Annotated in this window: 17 protein-coding genes; 8 read left to right on the top strand and 9 right to left on the bottom strand. The window is 51.2% G+C overall.

What is annotated here, in order from left to right; genetic code table 11:
* Positions 1-26: 26 nt before the first annotated feature.
* Positions 27-1,271 carry an efflux RND transporter periplasmic adaptor subunit gene (locus CHB92_RS12790; RefSeq protein ID WP_089319616.1) on the bottom strand — a complete coding sequence of 415 codons (1,245 nt, stop codon included), beginning with the start codon at positions 1,269-1,271 and terminating at the stop codon, positions 27-29.
* 350 nt (positions 1,272-1,621) lie between these two features.
* Here CHB92_RS12790 and CHB92_RS12795 point away from each other — a divergent pair, with 350 nt between their 5' ends.
* The 3 genes from CHB92_RS12795 to CHB92_RS12805 all read left to right on the top strand — a co-directional run bounded on the left by CHB92_RS12795 (position 1,622) and on the right by CHB92_RS12805 (position 5,733).
* Positions 1,622-2,950: a sugar porter family MFS transporter gene (locus CHB92_RS12795; protein ID WP_089319617.1), complete on the top strand. Its 1,329-nt coding sequence runs from the start codon at positions 1,622-1,624 to the stop codon at positions 2,948-2,950.
* Between the two features lie 161 nt (positions 2,951-3,111).
* Complete coding sequence (locus CHB92_RS12800; protein ID WP_089319618.1) at positions 3,112-4,950, top strand: glycoside hydrolase family 2 TIM barrel-domain containing protein; 1,839 nt, start codon at positions 3,112-3,114, stop codon at positions 4,948-4,950.
* Positions 4,951-5,130: 180 nt separating this feature from the next.
* Positions 5,131-5,733, top strand: a complete 603-nt coding sequence (locus CHB92_RS12805) for a short chain dehydrogenase (RefSeq protein WP_089319619.1) — start codon at positions 5,131-5,133, stop codon at positions 5,731-5,733.
* Between the two features lie 72 nt (positions 5,734-5,805).
* On the opposite strand, the gene CHB92_RS12810 is transcribed toward CHB92_RS12805, so the two are convergent.
* The 7 genes from CHB92_RS12810 to CHB92_RS12840 form a co-directional block, all read right to left on the bottom strand.
* Positions 5,806-7,044: a glycoside hydrolase family 88 protein gene (locus tag CHB92_RS12810; protein WP_179223037.1), complete on the bottom strand. Its 1,239-nt coding sequence runs from the start codon at positions 7,042-7,044 to the stop codon at positions 5,806-5,808.
* 27 nt (positions 7,045-7,071) lie between these two features.
* Entirely contained in the window at positions 7,072-7,482 is a 411-nt protein-coding gene (locus CHB92_RS12815; RefSeq protein WP_089319620.1) for a hypothetical protein, read from the bottom strand.
* A gap of 205 nt (positions 7,483-7,687) precedes the next feature.
* On the bottom strand, positions 7,688-9,127 hold the full coding sequence (locus CHB92_RS12820) for a glycosyltransferase family 2 protein (RefSeq protein ID WP_089319621.1): 1,440 nt from the start codon (positions 9,125-9,127) through the stop codon (positions 7,688-7,690).
* Between the two features lie 64 nt (positions 9,128-9,191).
* Positions 9,192-10,214 carry a HEAT repeat domain-containing protein gene (locus CHB92_RS12825; RefSeq protein WP_089319622.1) on the bottom strand — a complete coding sequence of 341 codons (1,023 nt, stop codon included), beginning with the start codon at positions 10,212-10,214 and terminating at the stop codon, positions 9,192-9,194.
* Positions 10,214-11,458, bottom strand: coding sequence for a YaiO family outer membrane beta-barrel protein (locus CHB92_RS12830; protein WP_089319623.1), 1,245 nt, complete (start codon positions 11,456-11,458; stop codon positions 10,214-10,216). Before CHB92_RS12830 ends, CHB92_RS12825 begins: the two co-directional genes overlap by 1 nt.
* Positions 11,455-11,826 carry a response regulator transcription factor gene (locus tag CHB92_RS12835; RefSeq protein WP_089319624.1) on the bottom strand — a complete coding sequence of 124 codons (372 nt, stop codon included), beginning with the start codon at positions 11,824-11,826 and terminating at the stop codon, positions 11,455-11,457. The genes CHB92_RS12830 and CHB92_RS12835 overlap by 4 nt, the downstream gene beginning before the upstream one ends.
* A 41-nt stretch (positions 11,827-11,867) precedes the next feature.
* Positions 11,868-12,263 carry an Hpt domain-containing protein gene (locus CHB92_RS12840; RefSeq protein WP_089319625.1) on the bottom strand — a complete coding sequence of 132 codons (396 nt, stop codon included), beginning with the start codon at positions 12,261-12,263 and terminating at the stop codon, positions 11,868-11,870.
* A gap of 308 nt (positions 12,264-12,571) precedes the next feature.
* Between CHB92_RS12840 and CHB92_RS12845 the strand changes: the two genes are divergently transcribed.
* The gene (locus CHB92_RS12845; protein ID WP_089319626.1) at positions 12,572-14,347 is read left to right on the top strand and encodes an aminopeptidase P family protein; all 1,776 of its coding nucleotides are present in this window, start codon (positions 12,572-12,574) and stop codon (positions 14,345-14,347) included.
* A gap of 93 nt (positions 14,348-14,440) precedes the next feature.
* On the opposite strand, the gene CHB92_RS12850 is transcribed toward CHB92_RS12845, so the two are convergent.
* On the bottom strand, positions 14,441-15,721 hold the full coding sequence (locus tag CHB92_RS12850; RefSeq protein WP_089319627.1) for a DUF6600 domain-containing protein: 1,281 nt from the start codon (positions 15,719-15,721) through the stop codon (positions 14,441-14,443).
* A 266-nt stretch (positions 15,722-15,987) separates the two neighbouring features.
* Between CHB92_RS12850 and CHB92_RS12855 the strand changes: the two genes are divergently transcribed.
* From CHB92_RS12855 to CHB92_RS12870, 4 genes are all read left to right on the top strand, one after another.
* A complete protein-coding gene (locus tag CHB92_RS12855) occupies positions 15,988-16,686 on the top strand; it encodes a 3'-5' exonuclease (RefSeq protein WP_218824258.1) in 699 nt (232 codons plus the stop codon).
* Positions 16,683-18,590, top strand: coding sequence for a DUF294 nucleotidyltransferase-like domain-containing protein (locus tag CHB92_RS12860; RefSeq protein WP_089319629.1), 1,908 nt, complete (start codon positions 16,683-16,685; stop codon positions 18,588-18,590). The genes CHB92_RS12855 and CHB92_RS12860 overlap by 4 nt, the downstream gene beginning before the upstream one ends.
* Before the next feature lie 2 nt (positions 18,591-18,592).
* Positions 18,593-19,276 carry a 2'-5' RNA ligase family protein gene (locus CHB92_RS12865; protein ID WP_089319630.1) on the top strand — a complete coding sequence of 228 codons (684 nt, stop codon included), beginning with the start codon at positions 18,593-18,595 and terminating at the stop codon, positions 19,274-19,276.
* A 119-nt stretch (positions 19,277-19,395) separates the two neighbouring features.
* Entirely contained in the window at positions 19,396-20,982 is a 1,587-nt protein-coding gene (locus CHB92_RS12870) for a T9SS type A sorting domain-containing protein (protein ID WP_089319631.1), read from the top strand.
* Positions 20,983-21,119 lie beyond the last annotated feature (137 nt).

The raw sequence follows: 21,119 nt of genomic DNA on the forward strand, positions 1-21,119 counted from the left end.
TTTATTCAGCAGGAGCTCGCCTTTCATCACTTGAGTTTTAGTTTCTTCTGGTGCTCGTAGTCCTGCAGGGATGAGATCACGACCACATCGCCTGCCTGTACACCATCCTCCAGTTCCACAAAGTCGGCACTGCTTATTCCGATGCGGGCCGGAGTGCGCACCAGTTCGTCCTCGCGCAGCACAAACACTTGGTTGGAGGAGGTGCTGTTGAAGTAGGGGCCGTTTTTCACGCGAAGGGTGTTCGGCTTAGTGGCGGTGGTGAGGTAAACATCCACGCGCAGGTTAGGCCGCAGTGCCTTATGCGCCTTTTCCGCTAGCGCTATAAAAAAAGTGACGGTGCCGTTTGTAACAGTGGGCTCGATGGTAGAAACTATCCCCTTCAAGTCTGTCTCGTTTACCCGCACAATGGCCTCGGCACCAGTCTGCAGTTGCTCTGCATAGGTGTCAGAGATAGTGGCCTGTACTTTAAAGCTACTTAGATCGGCCAGGCGGGCTATTACCTCTCCTGCGCTTACGTTACTCCCGACCTCATTTTTCACCCAAGTAACCACGCCGTCCTGTGAGGCCCTTACTTCCGCCTGCCGCATCTTGCGCTCCAGTTCTTCCAGCGATCGCCCGTTCATGGCCAAGGTATACCCCAGTTCCTGCTCATCCGCTTTCAGCAGCGCACGTTCACTCTTTATGCCCCGCTCCAGATGGGCTAACTCCTGCTCTGCTATTTTGAGATTCAGCTCTGCCTGCTTTACCTGCTCTTTTGTGCCTCCGCCTATTTTGAGCAGGTACTGCTCGTCCTCCAACCGCGCTTGCAGGCTTTTCACGTTCATGCGCTTAATGGCCAGTTGCGATTCCAGGTTGTTCAGCTTTTTCTCCAACTCCAGCCGCAGTTGTACGCTCTTGTGCTGGTTTAGCTCTTGCTCGTCCTTCAGCTTTTCGTAGGCAAGCTGTGTAAAGGAGCGGTCTAGCAGGAGAATCTGTTCGCCCTGTTGTACTTGCTCGCCAGAGCTGCGTATTACCTGCTCGATGCGCGCCTGAATGGGGCTGGTAAGGACTAGCTCATGCTCGGGCACCACAACACCAGAGGCGCTTAGCGTTGCCTTCACTGGACCTTGCTCCACAGTTGCCAGGCGAATGCTGCTTCTCTCGATGCCCGGGGTGATCAGGCTCCGAAATCCGAAAAAAGCAGCCAGCGCCCCGGCGATGACTATTCCTAACTGCCAAAGGCGCTTCTGCCTGTTAGCTTGCTTTGTTGCGACTGAAAGTTCACGATCCATAGTTTTATTTTGCTCTTACTCTGCTACTTAGCCAATTTGAATGCCAGCTATGTATATTGTTGATACACAGTTTATTATGTGTATGAAAGCCTCTTTTTATCCTTATAAAGGTGTTCAGAACTGAACAGTTTGTGCGGTTTTGAAAGGAACTTTCAAAAGTTTTGCGCGGAGTTGTTTTAGATGAGGGCTTTTAGCTACCTCTCTCCTAGGGGGTGCTCCCGCATTAGGTTGGGATTAGTCTATATTGATTAATTTTAATATATTCAAACTTGTCACTTAGAGGGGCGCTTGCCTGTAAAGCAGAGATGTTTGCTTTCCGGTGACCTGATATCCTGTTATAACTCCCAAGCATGAATAAAAAAGTCTTTTTGTGGTCCATTGTGGTAGCCTTAGGTGGCTTCCTGTTTGGTTTTGACACGGCCGTAATCTCTGGTGCGGAGCGGGCTATACAGGAGGTCTGGGGCCTGAATGTGTTCGAACACGGCTTAACTGTTTCGATTGCCCTGTTCGGCACGGTGATTGGTGCCCTGCTCGGCGGCATTCCCTCTGATAAACTGGGCAGGAAGAAGACTCTTTTCTGGATCGCCGTCTTCTATTTTGTTTCCGCTGTAGGGTCGGCCCTGGCTACCGGCTGGTATGCCTTTCTGTTTTTCCGCTTCTTGGGTGGACTGGGAGTAGGGGCCTCTTCTGTAACCGCACCGCTCTACATCACCGAAATCTCACCTGCCAAATCGCGGGGCAGGCTGGTGGCCTTGTTTCAGTTTAACATTGTGTTCGGAATTCTCATCGCCTTTCTGTCAAACTACCTGATCGGCGGGACCGGGGAGAATGACTGGCGCTGGATGCTGGGGACTGAGGCCTTGCCTGCCATTGGCTTTTTAATTGGGGTGCTGTTTGTGCCTGAGAGTCCGCGCTGGCTCATCCTGAAGAAGGATAGGGTACAGGAGGCCAAGGAAACCTTACAGGCGGCGAATCCTGAGGCAGATGTGGAGCAGACGGTCAGGGAAATCATTGCTTCGGCGCACGTAGATGAACGCCAACCAGCAGAAGCCTTCTTTTCGAAGCGGTACAGCCGGCCTATTACCCTGGCGGTACTTTTCGCCTTCTTTAACCAACTGTCCGGAATCAACGCCATCATTTATTATGCACCCCGCATTTTTGAAATGACGGGTCTTGGCACCAGCTCTGCGCTTTTGTCATCGGTAGGGGTGGGGGTGGTTAACTTCCTGTTCACGCTGCTGGCCCTTAACTTTATTGACCGCTTTGGGCGCCGTACGCTTATGTTCATCGGGTCCGTTGGGTTAATTGTTACCTTAGGCCTGGTTTCCTACGCTTTCTTCTCCCAGAACTTTACCGGCTATAGTGTGCCTATCTACCTGTTTGTGTACATTGCTTTTTTTGCTTTTTCTCAGGGGGCTGTTATCTGGGTTTTTATCTCGGAGATCTTCCCGAACAAGGTACGGGCGTACGGGCAGGCAACGGGTAGCTTTACGCACTGGATTTTGGCAGCTCTTGTGGCCTTTGTTTTCCCTTACATCGCCGAGACGCTCGGCGGAGGGCTTACTTTCCTTATCTTCTGTGTGATGATGATCCTGCAGTTGCTCTTTGTATGGCGTATGATGCCCGAAACAAAGGAGACCTCGCTGGAGGAGATCGGGCAAGAGGTGGTGCATACCTAAGACCAGCATAAACCAAAGCTTTTGTTAATGCAACACGGCAGACTTTACGCTGACCACCTTAGACTTGCCTTGGCCTTTTACAGTATAAAGCTCTACGTCTAATGTTATGAATCTTCAGCATTTAGCAGCTAAGCACAATACTCAATTTTAACCCGCTTAACATGAAAAGAAAGCTTACCCTTCTGGTTATCCTTTGCTTTAGTATATGCCGCCAACTGGCGGCACAGGATCCACTTTTAGTGAACGTGTATAACCGTGACACGAAAACGTTGAACGGTAAGTGGCACTACATCGTGGACCCTTACGAGAATGGCTACTACGACTACCGGCAGGAGCCTTTCGATAAACAGCAGAATCCTTCGAACAACGCTTACTTCCGCAACTACAAACCAAAGGACAAGACCGAACTGGTCGAGTATGACTTTGATAAATCACCCACCCTGCTGGTGCCCGGAGACTGGAACTCCCAGGAGGAGAAGCTATTCTATTATGAGGGTACTGTCTGGTATAAGAAGTCGTTTGACTACGAGAAAGCCAAACCCAACAACAGGGTATACCTCTACTTCGACGCGGTAAACTACCAAGCTGACGTGTACCTGAACGGCGAGAAGCTGGGAACGCACAAAGGCGGCTTTACCCCATTCAACTTTGACGTGACAGGTAAGCTGAAGCCGCGCGACAACTTCGTGGTCGTGAAGGTGGATAACAAGCGGAAGCGGGAAGAGGTGCCTACCGTGAACACGGATTGGTGGAACTATGGCGGCATTACCCGCGAGGTGCGGTTAGTAGAGGTGCCGGCTTCTTTCGTGCAGGACTACTTCCTGCAACTGGACCCGAACAATACCAACGAACTGATCGGTTATGTGCAGGTAGGCGGCGAGCAACAGGCCGGGCAAAAAGTACAGGTTAACATTCCTGCACTGAAAGTGAAGCAGGAGGTGGTAACCGATGCCCGCGGTTATGCCCCCTTAGAGGTGAAAGTGCGCAAAGTAAACCTGTGGTCGCCCGAAAATCCGTACCTGTACGACGTAAACCTGCGCGTGAACGACGATGTGCTGGAAGACCAGATTGGTTTCCGCAGCATCAGAACAGAGGGCGCAGACATCCTGCTGAATAATAAGCCAGTCTTTCTGAAAGGCATCAGCATACACGAGGAAAACCCGCAGCGGGGCGGCCGGGCCTACTCAGAGGAAGACGCCCGCATCTTATTGAACTGGGCAAAGGAGCTGGGTTGTAACTTTGTACGGCTCGCGCACTACCCGCACAACGAGCACATGGCCCGCATGGCCGATAAAATGGGGCTGATGGTATGGGAGGAGAACCCCGTGTACTGGACCATACAGTGGCAAAACGAGGATACCTACAAAACAGCGGAAAGGCAGCAGGCAGAGGTGATCACACGCGATAAGAACCGCGCCTCTGTGATCATCTGGTCCATGGCCAACGAGACGCCGGTAACTCCCGAGCGCACAGCGTTTATCCGTAACCTTATTGCGAAGACCCGCAGCATGGATCCTACCCGCCTGATCAGCGCGGCCCTCGAAAAGCACAACATCAACGCCACAACCAGTACCGTGGATGACCCACTGATTGAGGATGTGGACGTGCTGAGCTTTAACCAGTACATTGGCTGGTACGACAGGCTGCCGGATGCCCTGAGCAAGACAAGCTGGGAGATCAAGCAGAACAAACCTGTAATCGTATCGGAGTTCGGGGCGGGGGCACTTCAGGGCTTGCATGGCGATAAAATGGAGCGCTGGACGGAGGAGTACCAGGAGTACCTGTATGAGGAGACACTGGCCATGCTGCAGAAAATACCACAGCTCCGCGGCATTACCCCCTGGATCTTAGTGGACTTCCGCTCCCCACGGCGCCCCCTCCCGAACGTGCAGGATGGCTGGAACCGCAAAGGCCTCATTTCCCAGACAGGTGATAAGAAAAAGGCATTCTACGTGTTACAGGATTTCTATAAGAACTTTAAGCTGAAGGATAAGAAGTAAGAGGGAGTAATAACATTGCTTCACTCTGCTTAATATTAAAGGAGCAGCCATAACAGGCTGTTCCTTTTTTAGTTTATAAGGCAAAAATAAAATAGAAAGAAGGCATACCTTTTTAGCTATAAAAGCTTTCTAAACTTTTATAGCGGGTTCTGGTTACAACAACACTAAAAATAAAAAATTATGAAAATCTTATTTGTAGGTGGGACCGGCACCATCGGGAAAAAGGTAACTGCCAAGCTGCAGGAAAAACATGAGCTAGTTTTAGCCGGGTCAAGGAGTGGAGACGTGCAGTTTGATATGACGGACTACCGTTCCATTGAGGGCATGTTCCAAAAAATCGGAAAGGTGGATGCGCTGGTTGTGGCGGCAGGCGGTGCTTACATGGGACCATTGGCGCAGCTGACCGAAGAGCACTTTTACCAGGGCATTCGCAGTAAAATGATGGGCCAGATAAACCTCGTGCTGGTAGGGCAGCATTACCTCAACAATGGCGGCAGCATTACCCTGACCTCAGGCATTTTATCTGAAGACCCGATTGCCAATGGAACTGTACTAAGCGCAATCAATAATGCCGTGAACGGCTTTGTGGTAGGGGCAGCAGGAGAGTTGCTACAACGCGGAATTCGCATTAATGTGGTAAGCCCCGGCTTGGTGGAAGACTCGGCCGAGGCCATTGGAAGCTATTTTCCGGGACATAACCCTGTTCCCATGGACAGAGTGGTGAATGGGTACATTAAAAGCATTGAGGGGATACAAACGGGACAGGTCATTAAAGTGTATTAAGACACCTCCCCAAGGCTTTACAAGGCCTATTTAACAACAGCGGAGCCGGCATTTGCCGGCTCCGCTGTTGTTTTAAATCTTTTCCTGTCCGGCCAGTGCTTTGTACCGCATCAGTCCTTCAATAAAATAGTAGTCGCCATAGGTGAGGGGAACGTCTACTTCGGTGCCAGCAGGCTTGTGGCCTACGCCATGCTTTAGGATAAAGCCCCCATTTGTGCCCGGAGCGGCTTTGTATTCTTCTGATGCCAGGGTTTTCAGAATGGACTCGGCTGCGGTGAAGTATGCCTTGCCTTTTGGTGCATCAACATACTGGCTTAGCTCTAGTAGGGCAGAGGCGGTAATGGCCGCAGCGGAAGCATCGCGTAGCGCATTCGGGATACCCGGAGCATTATAGTCCCAGTAAGGTATCATGTCCTTGGGCAGGTTCGGGTGGTTCAGGATAAAGTCGGCAAGCTTCTCTGCCTGCTGCAGGTATTTCTCATCACGCGTCTCGCGGTAAACATCGGTAAAGCCATACAGCCCCCACGCCTGCCCCCTTGCCCAGGCCGACTCGTCCGCTGCTCCCTGCGCCGTTTTCTTTTCCTGTACTTCGCCGGTAACGGGGTTGTAGTTGATCACATGGTAGGTGCTGTTGTCAGGCCGGAAGTGATTTTGCAGGGTCGTGTTCGCGTGCGTTACGGCAACGTCGTAGTAGGAGGAGTCCCCCGTTTCTTTCGTGGCCCAGAATAGCAGGTCCAGGTTCATCATGTTATCAATGATCACGATGTAGTCTTCCGGGGCAGAGTCCCAGGAACGGATAGCGCCTACCTTTGGGTCAAAGCGCGATGCGAGTGACTTGGCACTGTTGAGCAGCACCTGTCTGTACTCCGGCGAGGGCTTGATGCGGTGGGCATTGCCGAAGCTGTCGTACATCATGAAGCCTAGGTCGTGTGTGGAAGTATTAAACTGCTCCTTCTCGAGCAAGCCCAATATACGCATCGCCTCATCGTATAGCGCCTGGTCCCCGGTTTCCTCATACAGATAAAGCAGACTACCCGGATAAAAACCGCTGGTCCACCACTCTGAGCCACTTGTTTCCAGCTCATCCTTATCTGCATGATAGGTTTTCGGGAAACGATCCTGCGTGAGACGTGCCATCAATACCTTGTACTGAGCGGCTGCGTCCACCAGGTTAGAATCCACAAATGCTGTTACTTTCTGTGTAGGGCTAAGTGCAGTGACCTGCGTTTGTTCGCTACTGCTGCAGGCAGCAGATCCAAAGGACAGGGCGGCCAGTAAAAGGGCCTTGGCATAAAGGACTTTTGTTTGCATATGGTGCGATACGTTTAGTTGCTTTTCCTATTGTGGTGTTTGCCAGGTGGGTTTCCATTCCAGCATGCGTACCATTTCCGGTTTACTGTCGGCCAGCCCTTCCCCATCTATCATCATGCTGATGGCATTGTGTGCATCCGAGGCTGTTCTCTCTAAGGGCTGCGTTTTGCTTCCCATTTCCCCGAGCCTAGCTTTCGCTTGGCGAGCACCAGGTACTGTTCCGGGGTCGTAAAAGGCCATGTACTGGGTATTGTGGTGCGTTACTAAAGCGTTTCGCCGGAAGATAACGGCATTCACAGAGTTATTAGCCCAACCTGCAACAACCGGTATAACCTTAACCTTCTTTTTCGTGCTTTCTTGGGCAAAGGCAGCTGACAGGCAGGCAAATAAAATGACCGCAAAAAGGAGAGCGGGTAAGTGTAAACGCTTGCCTGTCATACTTTAAGGGCCTGAGCTGTTTCTTAGGTCACTTTAAGATTCGTTTAAGCTGAAAAGCTGCAATAACGCTTTCAGCTCTTTCAAAAGATAGGAAATTATTTTAACATATCTTTCCCGAACTTATCGTTTTATAACCCTATGCTGCTAGCTATAAAAACGGAAACGCTTTGCCGGCTTGGCTCCCGCAGCGGAACTTAAGCGCAGTTTACACTTTCTTTTGGGCGAAGCCGGCCCTGGTCATCTCACCCCAGCTTTTTTTACCCGTTAGCAAGTCATAGTTCCCTTTTACGGCTGCCCACGTCGTAACAGGATGGTAAAGAAGCGGCTCCAACAGTGCGGTAACAACCAGGTGGAGCATGTGCCGGGGCCGCTTGTACTGTTGGTATGATCGTTCCTCGAACAGAATGGCAAAAACGGAGTTCATGATGGCAAACGTATACACCAGTGCCAGGAAAGAGAAGAAGTACGGCCAGTTAGCGTAACCAAGAGCCACCAGGCACAGGAAAAACAACACGCCGAAAAACTCGATAAGGGGGGCCAGCCACTCGAACAACACCCATGCGGGCAGGCTTACCAGGCCCAGAAATCCGTACTTTGCGTTCAGGATCATTTTACGATGCAGCAGCAGGGTCTCAGCGGTGCCACGGGTCCAGCGGTTACGCTGCCTCTTAAGTACTTTCCAGGTCTGGGGGGCCTCTGTCCAGCACAGGGGATCCGGTATAAAGGCAACCTTACAAGGTATTCTCTCCTCATACATGTGGCGGCGCATGCGCACCAGCAACTCCATGTCTTCGCCAACAGTGTCGTGGTTGTATCCACCCGCACGAATCACCGTCTCCTTGTCAAACATGCCAAAAGCACCGGAGATCAGGAGTAAGCCGTCCATGTGCGCCCAGGCCATTCGGCCCATCAGGAAAGCCCGGAAGTACTCTAACACCTGCACCCGCGCAATAAAGCTCTTCGGTACGTGCACTTTTATCAAGCGTCCGTCTTCCACCTCACAGGAGTTGGCGATGCGGATAACCCCTCCTGTGGCGATCACCTTGCGCTCTTCTTCCATAAAAGGCTTCACCAGCTTTAAGAGGGAGTCAGGCTCCAGTACGCAGTCTACATCAATGCAGGCAATCAGCTTGTTCTGGGAAACGTTGATGCCTACGTTAAGGGCGTCTGCCTTACCACCGTTTTCCTTGTCAACCACTACTAGCTTGTGGAAGGCGGGGTTCTTCGCCTTGTAAACACCTCGTATTGGCTTGGTGGCAATTCGTGACTGCAGAGGGAAGTCCTCTATTTTCTCAAGCTCATACGCCTCGATCAGCAGTTGCATGCTGTTGTCCTTACTGCCGTCGTTCACAATAATTACTTCGCAGTTATTGTAGTGCAGGGTAAGCAAGGAACGGACGTTGTCTACTATCGTCAATGACTCATTATAAGCGGGTGCAATAAGCGAAACAGAAGGGGCCAGGGGAGAGGAGAGAATACTTCGGTAATCAATAAAACTGTTTTTCTTCTTATAGCTTCTCATGGCGAGAGCCGATATAAGTGCCAGTATCAAGTAGCTGGAGCTTATGCCAATGGCGTAGTAGAGAATCAGGGAATTGAAAAATACGGCTGTGTCCCGGACGTATTCTGTTATAAGTTCGTGCATATAGGGTAAGGTTGCTGTTCTAAGGTAGAAGGAAGTACTGTTGGGGCGAAGCTTGTTAATTCATTTAAGCGGGCTCAGCCGCTTGCAGCGCTACCCGCGTAGCGGCTAAGCCCTCGTTTTCTGCTTGCTGTATCCCTCTTTGAAAGGCTGTGAAAGTTTCTTCAAACGTAATCACTGGGAGTGTTTTCAGAATTTCGGCTTTGTTCTCGGGCGTTTCATTTGGATACAGCGCCATCAGTTGCTCGGCCGCCGCAAAGGTCTCCAACTGCCGAAGCGCTAAAAACACCTCCTTGCGAAGATTCGGGGAGGGGTGATGCAATAAGCGAAGCAAGGCAGGCTCCGCCTGGTGTTGTGCATACTGTACAATCATCCGGATGCTGAAGATGACGATGCTTTCTTCTTGCTTTGTTAGCCAGCGCGAGAAATCAGGGAGCTTGATGAGGTGCGCCTTTTGAGCCGCCCGTGCCAGCTGCAGTTGTTCCCAATCTGTAAGAGGCTCTGCCAGGTCGTTCAAAAAAGAGAATGGGGCGTCTATGTCCAGTCGAACGAGTGCTGCCTGCGCTTCTGAGCGAAGAATCGGGTGCGGATGGTTAATGAAGGAGCGGATCAGGCCTTTTTCCTGCTGTACGCCCATTTCAGTCAGTTCCCCAATGCCCTCAGCTATGGTATTCCATTTGCTCGCGTAAAGCTTCTGCTTTGAGTGCTGCAGTAGTCCTAAACGCTGATAGAGCTGACTTAGCTTATCCGACGTTTCGCCAAGCAGGTTCTTATGAAGCAAAATAAGGTTTTGCATAAAAACCTGTCGCCTAAAGGAGTTGGTGAGGTATTTCCTGCGAAAGTCTTCTGGCGATTCCACGTTCTCTTCTTCATCAAACAGATAAGACGTAATGTACGCTTGCGCCTTCTCCTCCATCCATTTATACTTGCGCAGCCTCACCCCATCCCTGTATCTGCTCAGCACAATAAAGAGGAACAGGAGTAGGGCGATGCCGAGGAACAGGGCCGCAATCATGAAGTTCACTTTCACTAACCGGGGCATAGTTGCTGTATCCACCCAAAAGGCCAGGTCTGCTTGTAGCGTTTGCATTAGAACTTAACTAAAACTGAAAGGCTGCCTGTATACCTGCTCCGGAAGTTGCCTTCCTGGTACTCTTCGTGCTCATAAGCGAGGGCACTGCCCAGTAGAAATCCCTTTCCTAGCCTAAATTGATTTTCTAGGGCTACACGGCTCGCATCTAACCGCATTATTTCCTGATAGGCAACCAGCATAGCCGGTGTGCTCCCTTTGGAAAGAACCAGCGTGATGAACTCATCCTCATCTCTGAGGTACTGGCGCAAATGCAATACTCCTGTTGTTTCCCAGTTTACTCCCTGCTTCTGGAGATAAGGGCGGAAAGAGACCCACTGCTTTTTTAAGTACTTTCCTATATGTCCTGTATATAACATAACGGTTTCAGAAGGAAAAAGCAGCGTCCGCACACCCAGAGAAGCTTCTAACTCATAGGGTAGGAGCCTGTGCAACTCTATACCTGTACGAAAGGTGGGGAAGAGCTTTTTGTCGGACAGGCCAACAGTAAAATAGGCATATGTTTTTTCGGCGAGCTGAGGGTAGGCTTCCAGTTCAGCCTGCATGCTCTGTTCGCTATAGCGCTGTGCATAATTTATTCTGGCCAGGTATTTACTCCCATTAGGGGTTGCCCTTCTGTACTCCAGGGAGGACAGTTGCCAGACTGAAGTACGCTCATCAAAGGAACTTACCTGATGTTCTAATCTGATGCGGTTTGTGCGGGTGAGCTCCAAAATGAAGGCTAACAGATCTTTTGCCTCCTGATTAGCAGGTTCCCTTTTTAAGATAGCCTGCAGCACTCCTACGACTTCCTGGTTTCTGTTTAGGTGCCGCAAGGCCTTTGCCTTGGCCAGGTTTAGTTGCTGGTTTGCCGGTTCCAGTACCAGGCCCTGCTCAGCGTACCTTAACGATCGAACTGGTTCTTTATCCCACAGCTCTAGGTTGGCAAGTACAAGGTATGGCTCTGGGGATGGTATTTCTTGTCTGGTAAGGGGCTGGAGTACTGCCCTGGCCGAATCATATTCGTGTTGCCAGGCGTAAGTACGGCCGAGCAGCAATTTGGCATCTGTGTGAGCTGGTGTTGCTTGTAATATTGCTTTCGCTATGGCTCTGCTTTCGGCGTATTTACCATCAAAAGCCAGCTGTTGGGCCTGCCGAAACAGGCTGTCGGTACTAACAGGAGCTTGTGCCACTGAAGCAATAGGCGACAGCAGCAATAAAGAGAACAGGTAAATACCTGTCATATACCGGAACAAACGTATCATCCTCGGGCAGTAAAGGGCACCAGCAAGCGCTTCACCCGGAGGGTTAGCTCTCCTGGGCTGAAGGGCTTCGCAATAAAATCATCTGCACCAAGCTTAAAGGCGTCCATCACCGTGCCTTCCTCATCAGCCCCGGATAAAACAATAACTGGCAGGCTAGTTAAGTTGCTCTTGATGTAGGACAGTACTTCCATGCCCGTCACAAAAGGTAACATGAGGTCTGTAATGACGAGGTTAAAAGACTCGCTTTTAAGTTTCTCCAGGGCTTCCTTTCCGGTCCTGGCGGCTACGACAGCGTAACTGTCCTTTTTCAATCTGAACTCAAGTGCGCGCAGAATCATCTCATCATCTTCAACAACAAGGATCTTCATCTAAGAGTAATTTTTAATGGTGGGTAGGTGAATTAAACAGCTTAGTAAGTAGCTACAAGTACTGTTAGCTCCTTCTTCGTCTGTTCGAAAATGTGACGTAGTTGATCGTGCAAGGGAGCTAGCTCGCTGCTGCTCTCTGTTGATACTGACAGCTGCTCTACCTGTTTCAGGAGTGCCGTCATGCTATCAGCGCCAAGCATGGCCGTAGATGACTTTAGTTTATGTGCGATAAGCTTTGCTTCCGGGAGATCGCCTGTTGTTATCGCTCGTTCTAGTCTATGCATTTCAAGTGGCACATGCTGCAGGAACAAGTTGATCAACTCCTTCACAAAGTCTTTATTTCCGCTGGACATTTTAATCAGATAGTCCAGCTTAAACAGAGGTGCTGTGTTAACTTTCGTGGTTATCCCGTGGGTTTGCTCTGTGCCTTCCAGCATATTTTATTATGTGGTACTTTCTTTCTAGCGTGTAAAGGTGAGAATGCACGGTCTAACACTGGAGAACAGCCCTTGCTACTTCACTTCTGCTGGCAACAGGTGCTTTTCCACGGCTGTTTTTTTGTACATTCTTATCCTCATGCAAGTATAAAGGATTGATTTAAATATTCAGCTTTATTAATGAAATATTACCCCTGGAATAAAAAGAAGTGTTATAACAGGAAAATGTACCTGCCACACAAAAGCTCGTTCCTACGGGCATTTCTGCGCTTATTTCGTTAATTTGCCTCAAACCAAACAAGGAGCAAATGACCTACAAAGAAAGATTAGAAGCCATACGAAGCCAGATGAAAGGAGAGGGGATTAGTGCCTATATCATTCCTTCGGCTGACCCTCACATCAGTGAATATGTACCGGACCGCTATAAGTGCATTGAGTTTGCCTCTGGCTTTACCGGTTCGGCAGGTACGCTGGTTATTACCGATGACTTTGCCGGTCTCTGGACAGACGCCCGCTACTTTGTGCAGGCCAACGAGCAACTGGCCGGCACAGGCTTTGAACTGGTAAAGCTACAGGTGCAGCATGCTCCGGAGTATATCGATTGGCTGGCAGAGCGCTTGCCTGAGGGGGCGACGGTGGCTTTTGATGCGAAACTGATCTCTGTAGGGCTAGCGCTGCAATTGGAGGCGCAGCTAGTGCCGCTGGGGCTAAGATTAAACAGCAACCGCGACTACCTGGAGCCTATCTGGCACGACAGGCCCGACTTGCCTGCTGCCCCGGCTTTCCTGTTAAGCGAGGACACAGTAGGGGAGAGCACAGAGAGCAAGCTGGAGCGCCTTCGGACTTCACTCAAAAAACATCGGGCAGACTATCACCTGATCTCCTCGCTCGACGACATGGCCTGGCTCTTTAACATGCGTGGGGCAGACGTTAAATGCAACCCGGTCGTGCTCAGCTTTGCGCTCATCAGCCAGGACAAAGCCATGCTCTTCGTTGATACCTTAAAGCTCTCGGAAGAGGACCAGGCAAAGCTTAAAAAGGCCGGGGTAGAACTGGAGACCTACGATATGATCGAAAGAGCGGTTTCTGCCATTCCTGCTGATAGCATCTTAATCGACTCGCGTCGCAACTGTTATGCCCTGTACAAGCAACTGCCGCAAGAGGTGCGGGTCATTCAGGAAACAAACCCTACGACTTTCTTCAAAGCGGTAAAGAATGAGGTAGAGATAGCGAACACCCGCAAAACCATGATTAAGGATGGCGTGGCCCTGACCCGTTTCTTTAAGTGGCTGGAAGAAAACATTGGCAAGACCAGGATCACCGAGCTGACGGTGGTAGATAAAGTACGGGAGTTCAGGGCTGCCCAGGAGGGCTTTGTAGGGGAGAGCTTCGACACCATTTCCGGTTACAAAGCACACGGTGCCTTGCCCCACTACAGAGTAACCCCAGCGAGTGACATCGAGTTGCAGGCCGAGGGCCTGTTTCTGGTGGACTCTGGCGGGCAGTATAACACGGGAACCACCGACATTACCCGTGTGGTATCCCTGGGTAACCTGACGGAGGAGGAAAGTATTGATTATACGCTGGTGCTGAAAGGCATGATAGATGGTGCTACCGCCCGCTACCCGAAAGGTACCTGTGGTTATCAAATCGATGCTATCTCACGCAAGCCACTTTGGGACTATGCCCGTAATTATGGGCACGGCACGGGCCATGGCGTAGGCTTCTTTCTGAACGTGCACGAAGGACCGCATGTACTCAATCCCTCGCCAACTGCTGTGCCTTTAGCCTTAGGCATGATCTCTTCGGTAGAGCCGGGCATTTACCGCACCGGCAAGCACGGTATTCGGATTGAGAACCTGGTGCTCACCGTACAGGATGAGTCGAACGAGTTCGGGGAGTTTTACACTTTCGAGCACCTGACCATGGCGCTGATTGATACGACCCCGGTGAAGAAGGACTTACTGGCGGCACATCAGATCAAATGGCTCAATGAGTATCACCAGCAGGTGGTAGCGCAACTAGGGCCTCACCTATCGGAGGACGAACTGAGTTGGCTGAAGGAGAAAGCGAAGCCTATTTAAGGGCGGCGAAGCCACAGCAAACAGCTCAGGAGCCTGGAGTATAAATTAAAGAAGAAGCCGCTCTAAACAGAGTGGCTTCTTCTTTATTTGCTGTTAGCGCTGGTTTCGGCTTCCGCGGCCTTCCGTAGCTGGTGTTGCATGCTCCTGCTGGGGAACCCGCTGCCTTTGTGGCCTCTCCTGCGGGGAAGGGCGCTGCAAGCTGGGTTGTGTCTGCTGTTGTTGCTGCCCTTGCTGGTACATGTCGCGGCTACGAGGGGCGTTTCGCTGTAGAGGGGCTGCGGGAGTACGCTGTTGCATTTCCTGGCGCTCCTGCATGCGTTGCGGTACATCGGCGCTTCTCTGGCGTGCCGGTCTCACTTCCGGGCTTGGCTGTCGGTAATCACTACTGTTACTTCTGCTCGGACGGCTGTACTCTTCCCGAATAGTCGTACGATCCGTTTCCCGGCCTGGAGTAGTTCTTTCCATTTGGGAGGTTCGCTCCTGCTCCATGCCTTGCTGCGGGTACGTGCGGCTTCGGCGGTAGTTCTCATACCTTTCGCTTTCCGGGCTAGTCGCTCTCCTGTTCTCCAGCATACGCTCCTGCCTCAATTCTTCCCGGCGGTTGTCGGTAACACGTGGTGGGCGAGTAGGCTCCTGTCTGCTGTTATCAACTTCCGGACGGTATACGCCGATCGCATTGCGGCCTACCTCATAGCGCCCCGGTCGGGTACTGTTCTCTACGCGGTACACCGGTACTCTTTGCCGTGTTACCCGCTCCAGCTCCTGGTGGCGCGGCCCGTACACATACGTGCGGTCATGGGCGCGGTACACGTTGTCGATCACATCGCACCGGTTGTAGATGTTGATCACGCGTGCCCGGGGAATGTAGTAGGAATAAATTCTGGGGCTGGTAATGTAACGCTGGGGCACAAACACCCAGTGCCGCATTGGAATGTTAACGGACACATTGATGTTAACCCCCGGTCCGAGCGGTGCCCAGCCATAATAGCCTCCGCCGGAACGCCAGTTAACCCAGGCTGGCCCCCATTCGGTGCCCGGTACCCAGGCCCAGCCGTAGAAATCGTCATAAAACCAGCGGCCGTAGTGGAAGGGGGCCCAGCCCCAGTCGTAGTCCGACACCCAGGTATTCCCGTACTCCGTCATCACCCAATGCCCCCGGGTAGCGTAAGGCTGGAAGTTAGGCCCTGTATCCGGCAACCACACGTAGCCGTAGTCCCGGTTGTACACCCAGCTTCCGTAAGGGGCCAGTTCATCGTAAAAAGTCTGCATCGATACACGGTAACGTGATTGCGCAGCTGCCTTTTCTGGCATTGCGAAGCTGAAGATCAGCAAGGCAATAGCACCAAAGATCCATACTTTCTTTAACTCTCTCATCTTGTATGCTTATAATAGTATGCTTTATAAGCTATACCTAATAAATACCTTGCCAGAAATCCTGGAAAAGGGGGCGGGGTGGAAATTTTGTATAAGCCTTGTGTAACAGAGGATCCGCGGTGCTTGCTGAACATGCTTTAGGCCTGTCTGTTCCTACTTCAGTGAGGCCTTTGTGCCGGATGGTGCGATGCGCTGAAGGCCGCACCTGTTCAAAATTATAGCCACTGCATCATATAATTGCATTATTATTTCGGTACTTTGAAGTCGTGAGAGATTATTTGCTGTTTATAGACACCGAAACCACAGGTATCCCAAAAGACTGGAACGCTCCTTATTCCGATGCTACTAGCTGGCCATGTTCTGTGCAGATTGCTTGGTCTATCTACACCAAGGACGGAGAGGAGATCCGGACAGAGAACCACTATATCGGGGACGATGACTTTGAAATCTCCCCGGAATCCCAGCAAATTCACGGCATCACCCGCGAGTTTCTGCTAGAGCACGGCGAAAGCCGGAAGGTGGTGCTCAGCCTTTTGGCAGACGACCTTCGTAAATACCAGCCCCTGGTGATCGGCCACTTTATGCAGCTGGACTACCACATGCTGGGAGTCGGGTTTTACAGGGCTGGCATGGGTAATCCCTTGCCGGAGCTGCCCACCTTCTGTACCATGAATGCCTCCGCCAACTTTTTATTGATGCCCCGGCAGCGGTACCTGCGCTTAAACGAGCTGTACGAGCGGCTGTTTGGTACGCGCATGGACGACCAGCATGATGCCCTGGCAGATGCCCAGGCAACCGCTGCCTGTTTTTTTGAGTTAGTGAAGCGGGGCGATATCAACGACGAGGTGATAGCGCAACAGCGCATGCCCCCGCCAAGAGAGTTGAGCCACTTCCGGGTATCCTATAAACACATCTTACTTTTAGTTATTTTTATCATTGCCGTCCTGTTAATTTACCTTTTATGAACGAGCAACTAGCGTTTCTTAAAACAGTAAAGCCATTCGATGTGTTACCCGATGACGTGCTGTTGGGTGTAGTGGACCTGTTGCAGGAAGTAAAATATACCAAAGACACCGCCCTTTACCACCAGGAGGTAACCAAGATGCGTGGGGTGGACCTGATCGTGAAGGGAGAGTACGAGGCTTTCTTTTACGACAGCGAGCAAAATAAGCGGGTAGTAGAGCTGCACCACGCCGGCTATTGCTACGGCGGGGTATCTGTGCTGCTCAACAGAAAGCGGTCGTTGCGCTCTGTGATCGCCAAAAAGGGAACCGTTGTGTACTTCCTGCACCGGAAAGACTTTAAGGCCCTGTGCCAGGCGTACGAGGAGTTTTTCCAGTTCTTTACGAATGAGTTCGGCAAGCGCATGCTAAATGATGAGTATGCCCACTTTGTGAAAAAGCCCACTGCTTTTGAGGCGAACTATATCGCCTCCGACCAGCTGTACTCCCGTAAGATCGAAAGCCTGGAGTACCGTGACCTGGTTACCTGTAGCGCCGGTACACCTATTTTTGAGGCAGCCCGCCTGATGGCAGAACAAAGGATTAGCTGCCTTTTTGTAAGAGATGACAAAGGAGAGATCCTGGGCTATATAACAGACATTACGCTGCGGGATAACGTGGTGGCCAAGCAGGTAGATCCCCAGGGGGCGGTAAGCCGCATCATGGATAACCCGATTATGTCCATCAGTACGCAGGCTTTCGTGTATGAGGCCATTCTGCTCATGTTCCGCACAAAAACCAGGTACCTGCTGATAGAGGACAAGGGACAGTACCTCGGCTTTATCAGCCGAAACAAGCTGCTGAGCGAACAGGCACAGTCGCCCTTCGTGTTCATTCAGTCGGTAAAACTGGCCCAGTCCGTAGACGAGCTCAAACGAAAGTGGGAGAAGGTGCCGGAGATCGTGTACCAGTTGCTCGACAGGGGTGTAAAGCCGGAGATTGTAAACCAGGTGATCACCACGGTGTCAGACACCATTGCCCTGAAGGTGATCGAAGGGGTGATTGATGAGATGGGGCCGCCGCCTGCCAAATTCGTGTTCATGGTGCTGGGCAGCGAGGGGAGGAAAGAACAGACCCTGGCTACCGACCAGGACAATGCCATTATCTACGAAGACAAGGCAAACGAGCAGCGCGAGCTGGTACGGGAGTACTTTCTGCGGTTCGCAGAGCAGGTGTCGGAGCGCTTAGACCATGTCGGTTTCAGCTACTGCACAGGGGGCTACATGGCCAAGAACTCGAAATGGACACACTCCCTCTCGCACTGGAAGCGCAACTACACCAGCTGGATGCAGGAGCCGGACCCGGACACGGTCATGAAGTTCTCCGCGTTCTTTGATTGCCGCCATATTTACGGTGAAGCGGCTATCATGGATGACCTGCGGGATTTCCTGGACCAGGAGCTTCAAAAAATGCTGGGCCGCTTCCTGTACCACATGGCTAACAATGCCCTGCAGTATGAGCCCCCGCTTACCTTTTTTAAGAACATCCGCACCTTCACCAAAGGGAAGCACGAGGTGTTTAACATTAAGAAAGCGATGACACCGATCGTGGACTTAGTGCGGGTATACGCACTTAAGAACAGGATCTTTAAACTGAACACGGGCGAGCGCCTGGAGGCCCTGCGGGACAAAGGCGTGTTCACGGAGGGTGAGTACCACGAACTGATGCAGTCGTACTATTACCTGATGAGTATGCGCCTGAAAAAGCAAGCGGCTCAGATCATCCATGATAAGTCGGAGCCGGAGAATTACATCGATATCCGGAGCCTGACCAAAATTGAGCAGGTAACCCTGAAGGAGATTTTCAAGACCATTGCCAACTTCCAGACGAGCATTAAGTTCAAGTTTACCAACTCCTTGCTTGGCTAAAGATGAGCTTGCAGCAGCATTACGACAACCTGTGGAGTAACTCCCGGCAGCAGTTTGAGGCAGGTGCTTTTGAACTTGACCCACTGTTGGATGCGACCAATGATGAGAGACGGGGCATTACTTTGTTGTTTCGCCCCGTGCAGGAGGTCCGCAACGAGTTTCTTGCCTTTCTGGAGGAGTTAAAAGCGGTAGAGCCGGAGCAACATTATTACCCGTCCGATGACCTGCATGTGACCGTTATGTCCATCATCTCCTGTTATGCAGGCTTTCAACTGGAAATGATTCAGGTAGAAGATTACCTCTCTTTGCTAAAAGAGGCACTGCAGGGGATAGGGCCTTTTCGGATACAGTTCAAAGGACTGACGGCCTCCCCGTCTTGTGTGATAATACAGGGTTTCCCAGCGGATGAGAGCCTACAGGAAATCAGGGAAAGGTTAAGAAAAGCTTTTGCAGGTTCACCACTACAGCAAACCCTTGATCAGCGGTATACCATCCAGACAGCGCACAGCACTGTGAGCAGGTTCCGGAAGCCACTGCTGCAGCCCCAGAAGTTTTTGAAAAAGCTCGAGCTGTACCGCCAGTTCGATTTTGGAAGCTCAGAAGTCACGGAGTTGGAGTTGGTGTTTAACGACTGGTACCAACGCAGCAAGGAGGTAAGGTTGCTTGGTAAATGGAAGTTGCGGTAACAGCTAAAGCACAGCACGGTTGAAGCCGGTAAGCAGAAGTGCCGGCTTCCCTTTTTTACCCTGTCGGACGCAACTTTTCCGGCTGCATCCGATAAAAGGAGGAGCTTAAACCTGTTTATATGCTTATCAAACACCTCTCCCTGTTAGCCTTAAGTACTTTAAGCCTTTTCATCAGTGTGTCTACGGCTGCTGGGCAAGCCCCTCCGGCGGCTTCTGTTACAGTAAAGATAGAGGTGCCGGAGAGCATGCAGGCAGCTCCTTTTCATGTCGATCGCTTTGCGACTATCCCCCCTAACTTTAAGCTGGAGGTATATGCCCGGGTTAGCGGCGCACGCTTTCTGGCTACATCCCCTAACGGCGACCTGTTTGTGTCGATGCCGTATGACGGGAAAGTGAAGGTGCTGCGGACAAGCGAAAATGGGCAAGTGCAGGACTATGACTATGTAACCGGGCTGGCGCGCCCGCACGATATTGTTTTTCATAAAATAGGGGAGACGCAGTATGTCTACATTTCCGAAAAGAATCAGATAAACCGGTTTAAGTACAGCAACGGCGACCTGGAGGCACATGACCGGGAGATTGTAGTGGCTAACCTGCCGGATGAAAGCTTGCCGGAACTGAAAGGCAATTATGGGCACGTACTGAAGAACTTAGCCCTCGATCGGAACCATAAGTTGTATGTATCCATTGCCTCTACCTGCAACGCCTGCATAGAGGACACGCAAAGCGACCCGAAAAGAGGCGCCATTTACGTATATGATGCAGATGGTAGCAACGGCAGGCTCTTTGCTGAAGGCTTGCGGAATGCCGAAGGGCTTGCTTTTGTACCTGGCACGAACGACCTCTGGGTTACTGTAAACAACAGAGACCAGATCGCTTACCCTTTTAAGGACGAGACTGGCTTGTACGGTCAGGTCGTGCAGTCTTACGTGGACAATAACCCGCCAGAAGAGTTTACCTTGGTGCGCGACGGCGGAAACTATGGATGGCCATTCTGCAACCCCGATCACAGGGAGGGGATGGATAACATGCCTTTCCTAAATGACTACCAGCTAAACAGAAACGGAGCAGTGGACTGCGGTGGCATGGACCGAATTATGAAAGGCATTCCCGCACACTCGGCTCCCCTGGGGTTGTTGTTTACCCAAGCCACAGCAATGCCACAGGCTTACCGGAACGGAGCGTTAATTGCGCTGCATGGCTCCTGGAACCGCTCTAAGGCCACCGGCTATAAAGTTATTTTCTTTCCGTGGGAGAACGGCAAACCCGGCGAGCAGCTCGACCTGGTAGGAGGCTTTCTGAACAGTGACTCCACAGAAGCTTACGCCCGTCCCGTAGATATAGCGATTGGTCCGGAGGGCAGCCTCTTTATCTCCGATGATCATGCCCACGCCATTTACAAACTGAGCTATACCGGTCCCGTAGCAGGTGCCAAAGACGAAGCGCTGGCAAGGGCCGTGGATGTGTTTCCTGTGCCGGCAAATGGTTACTTCATGATACAACTAAAGGACCTAAAGAGCCGGGAAGTAGAATTTGTGTTGACTAACCCGCAGTCCGCGAATGTCCTTATGGTGACGAAGCCCGTGAGAGAAGGGACAAACAGTTATAAACTTGATACCAGCAGGTTTGCCAATGGTGTTTACTTCCTCCGAATCCTGTCCGGCGGTGCACAGGTTGTGAAGCGTATTATAATTCGAAACAAATAGTACGGCTGCCAACAAATAGAGGAGAATGTTGATTGCTTCATCTCTGGAAGAGAGAAGGCATTAGGGCATTTACTCTTTGCAATAAAGTTTAAACATTAAGTCGATAACTGGGTTTTAGCGGGATACACGTAAATGGC

The organism is Pontibacter ummariensis, assembly GCF_900188175.1.
Classification (GTDB): domain Bacteria; phylum Bacteroidota; class Bacteroidia; order Cytophagales; family Hymenobacteraceae; genus Pontibacter; species Pontibacter ummariensis.

Coding starts and splice junctions, on each gene's coding strand:
- CHB92_RS12790 (WP_089319616.1), bottom strand. CDS start 1,271: ATGGATCGTGAACTTTCAGTCGCAACAAAGCAAGCTAACAGGCAGAAG.
- CHB92_RS12795 (WP_089319617.1), top strand. CDS start 1,622: ATGAATAAAAAAGTCTTTTTGTGGTCCATTGTGGTAGCCTTAGGTGGC.
- CHB92_RS12800 (WP_089319618.1), top strand. CDS start 3,112: ATGAAAAGAAAGCTTACCCTTCTGGTTATCCTTTGCTTTAGTATATGC.
- CHB92_RS12805 (WP_089319619.1), top strand. CDS start 5,131: ATGAAAATCTTATTTGTAGGTGGGACCGGCACCATCGGGAAAAAGGTA.
- CHB92_RS12810 (WP_179223037.1), bottom strand. CDS start 7,044: ATGCAAACAAAAGTCCTTTATGCCAAGGCCCTTTTACTGGCCGCCCTG.
- CHB92_RS12815 (WP_089319620.1), bottom strand. CDS start 7,482: ATGACAGGCAAGCGTTTACACTTACCCGCTCTCCTTTTTGCGGTCATT.
- CHB92_RS12820 (WP_089319621.1), bottom strand. CDS start 9,127: ATGCACGAACTTATAACAGAATACGTCCGGGACACAGCCGTATTTTTC.
- CHB92_RS12825 (WP_089319622.1), bottom strand. CDS start 10,214: ATGCAAACGCTACAAGCAGACCTGGCCTTTTGGGTGGATACAGCAACT.
- CHB92_RS12830 (WP_089319623.1), bottom strand. CDS start 11,458: ATGATACGTTTGTTCCGGTATATGACAGGTATTTACCTGTTCTCTTTA.
- CHB92_RS12835 (WP_089319624.1), bottom strand. CDS start 11,826: ATGAAGATCCTTGTTGTTGAAGATGATGAGATGATTCTGCGCGCACTT.
- CHB92_RS12840 (WP_089319625.1), bottom strand. CDS start 12,263: ATGCTGGAAGGCACAGAGCAAACCCACGGGATAACCACGAAAGTTAAC.
- CHB92_RS12845 (WP_089319626.1), top strand. CDS start 12,572: ATGACCTACAAAGAAAGATTAGAAGCCATACGAAGCCAGATGAAAGGA.
- CHB92_RS12850 (WP_089319627.1), bottom strand. CDS start 15,721: ATGAGAGAGTTAAAGAAAGTATGGATCTTTGGTGCTATTGCCTTGCTG.
- CHB92_RS12860 (WP_089319629.1), top strand. CDS start 16,683: ATGAACGAGCAACTAGCGTTTCTTAAAACAGTAAAGCCATTCGATGTG.
- CHB92_RS12865 (WP_089319630.1), top strand. CDS start 18,593: ATGAGCTTGCAGCAGCATTACGACAACCTGTGGAGTAACTCCCGGCAG.
- CHB92_RS12870 (WP_089319631.1), top strand. CDS start 19,396: ATGCTTATCAAACACCTCTCCCTGTTAGCCTTAAGTACTTTAAGCCTT.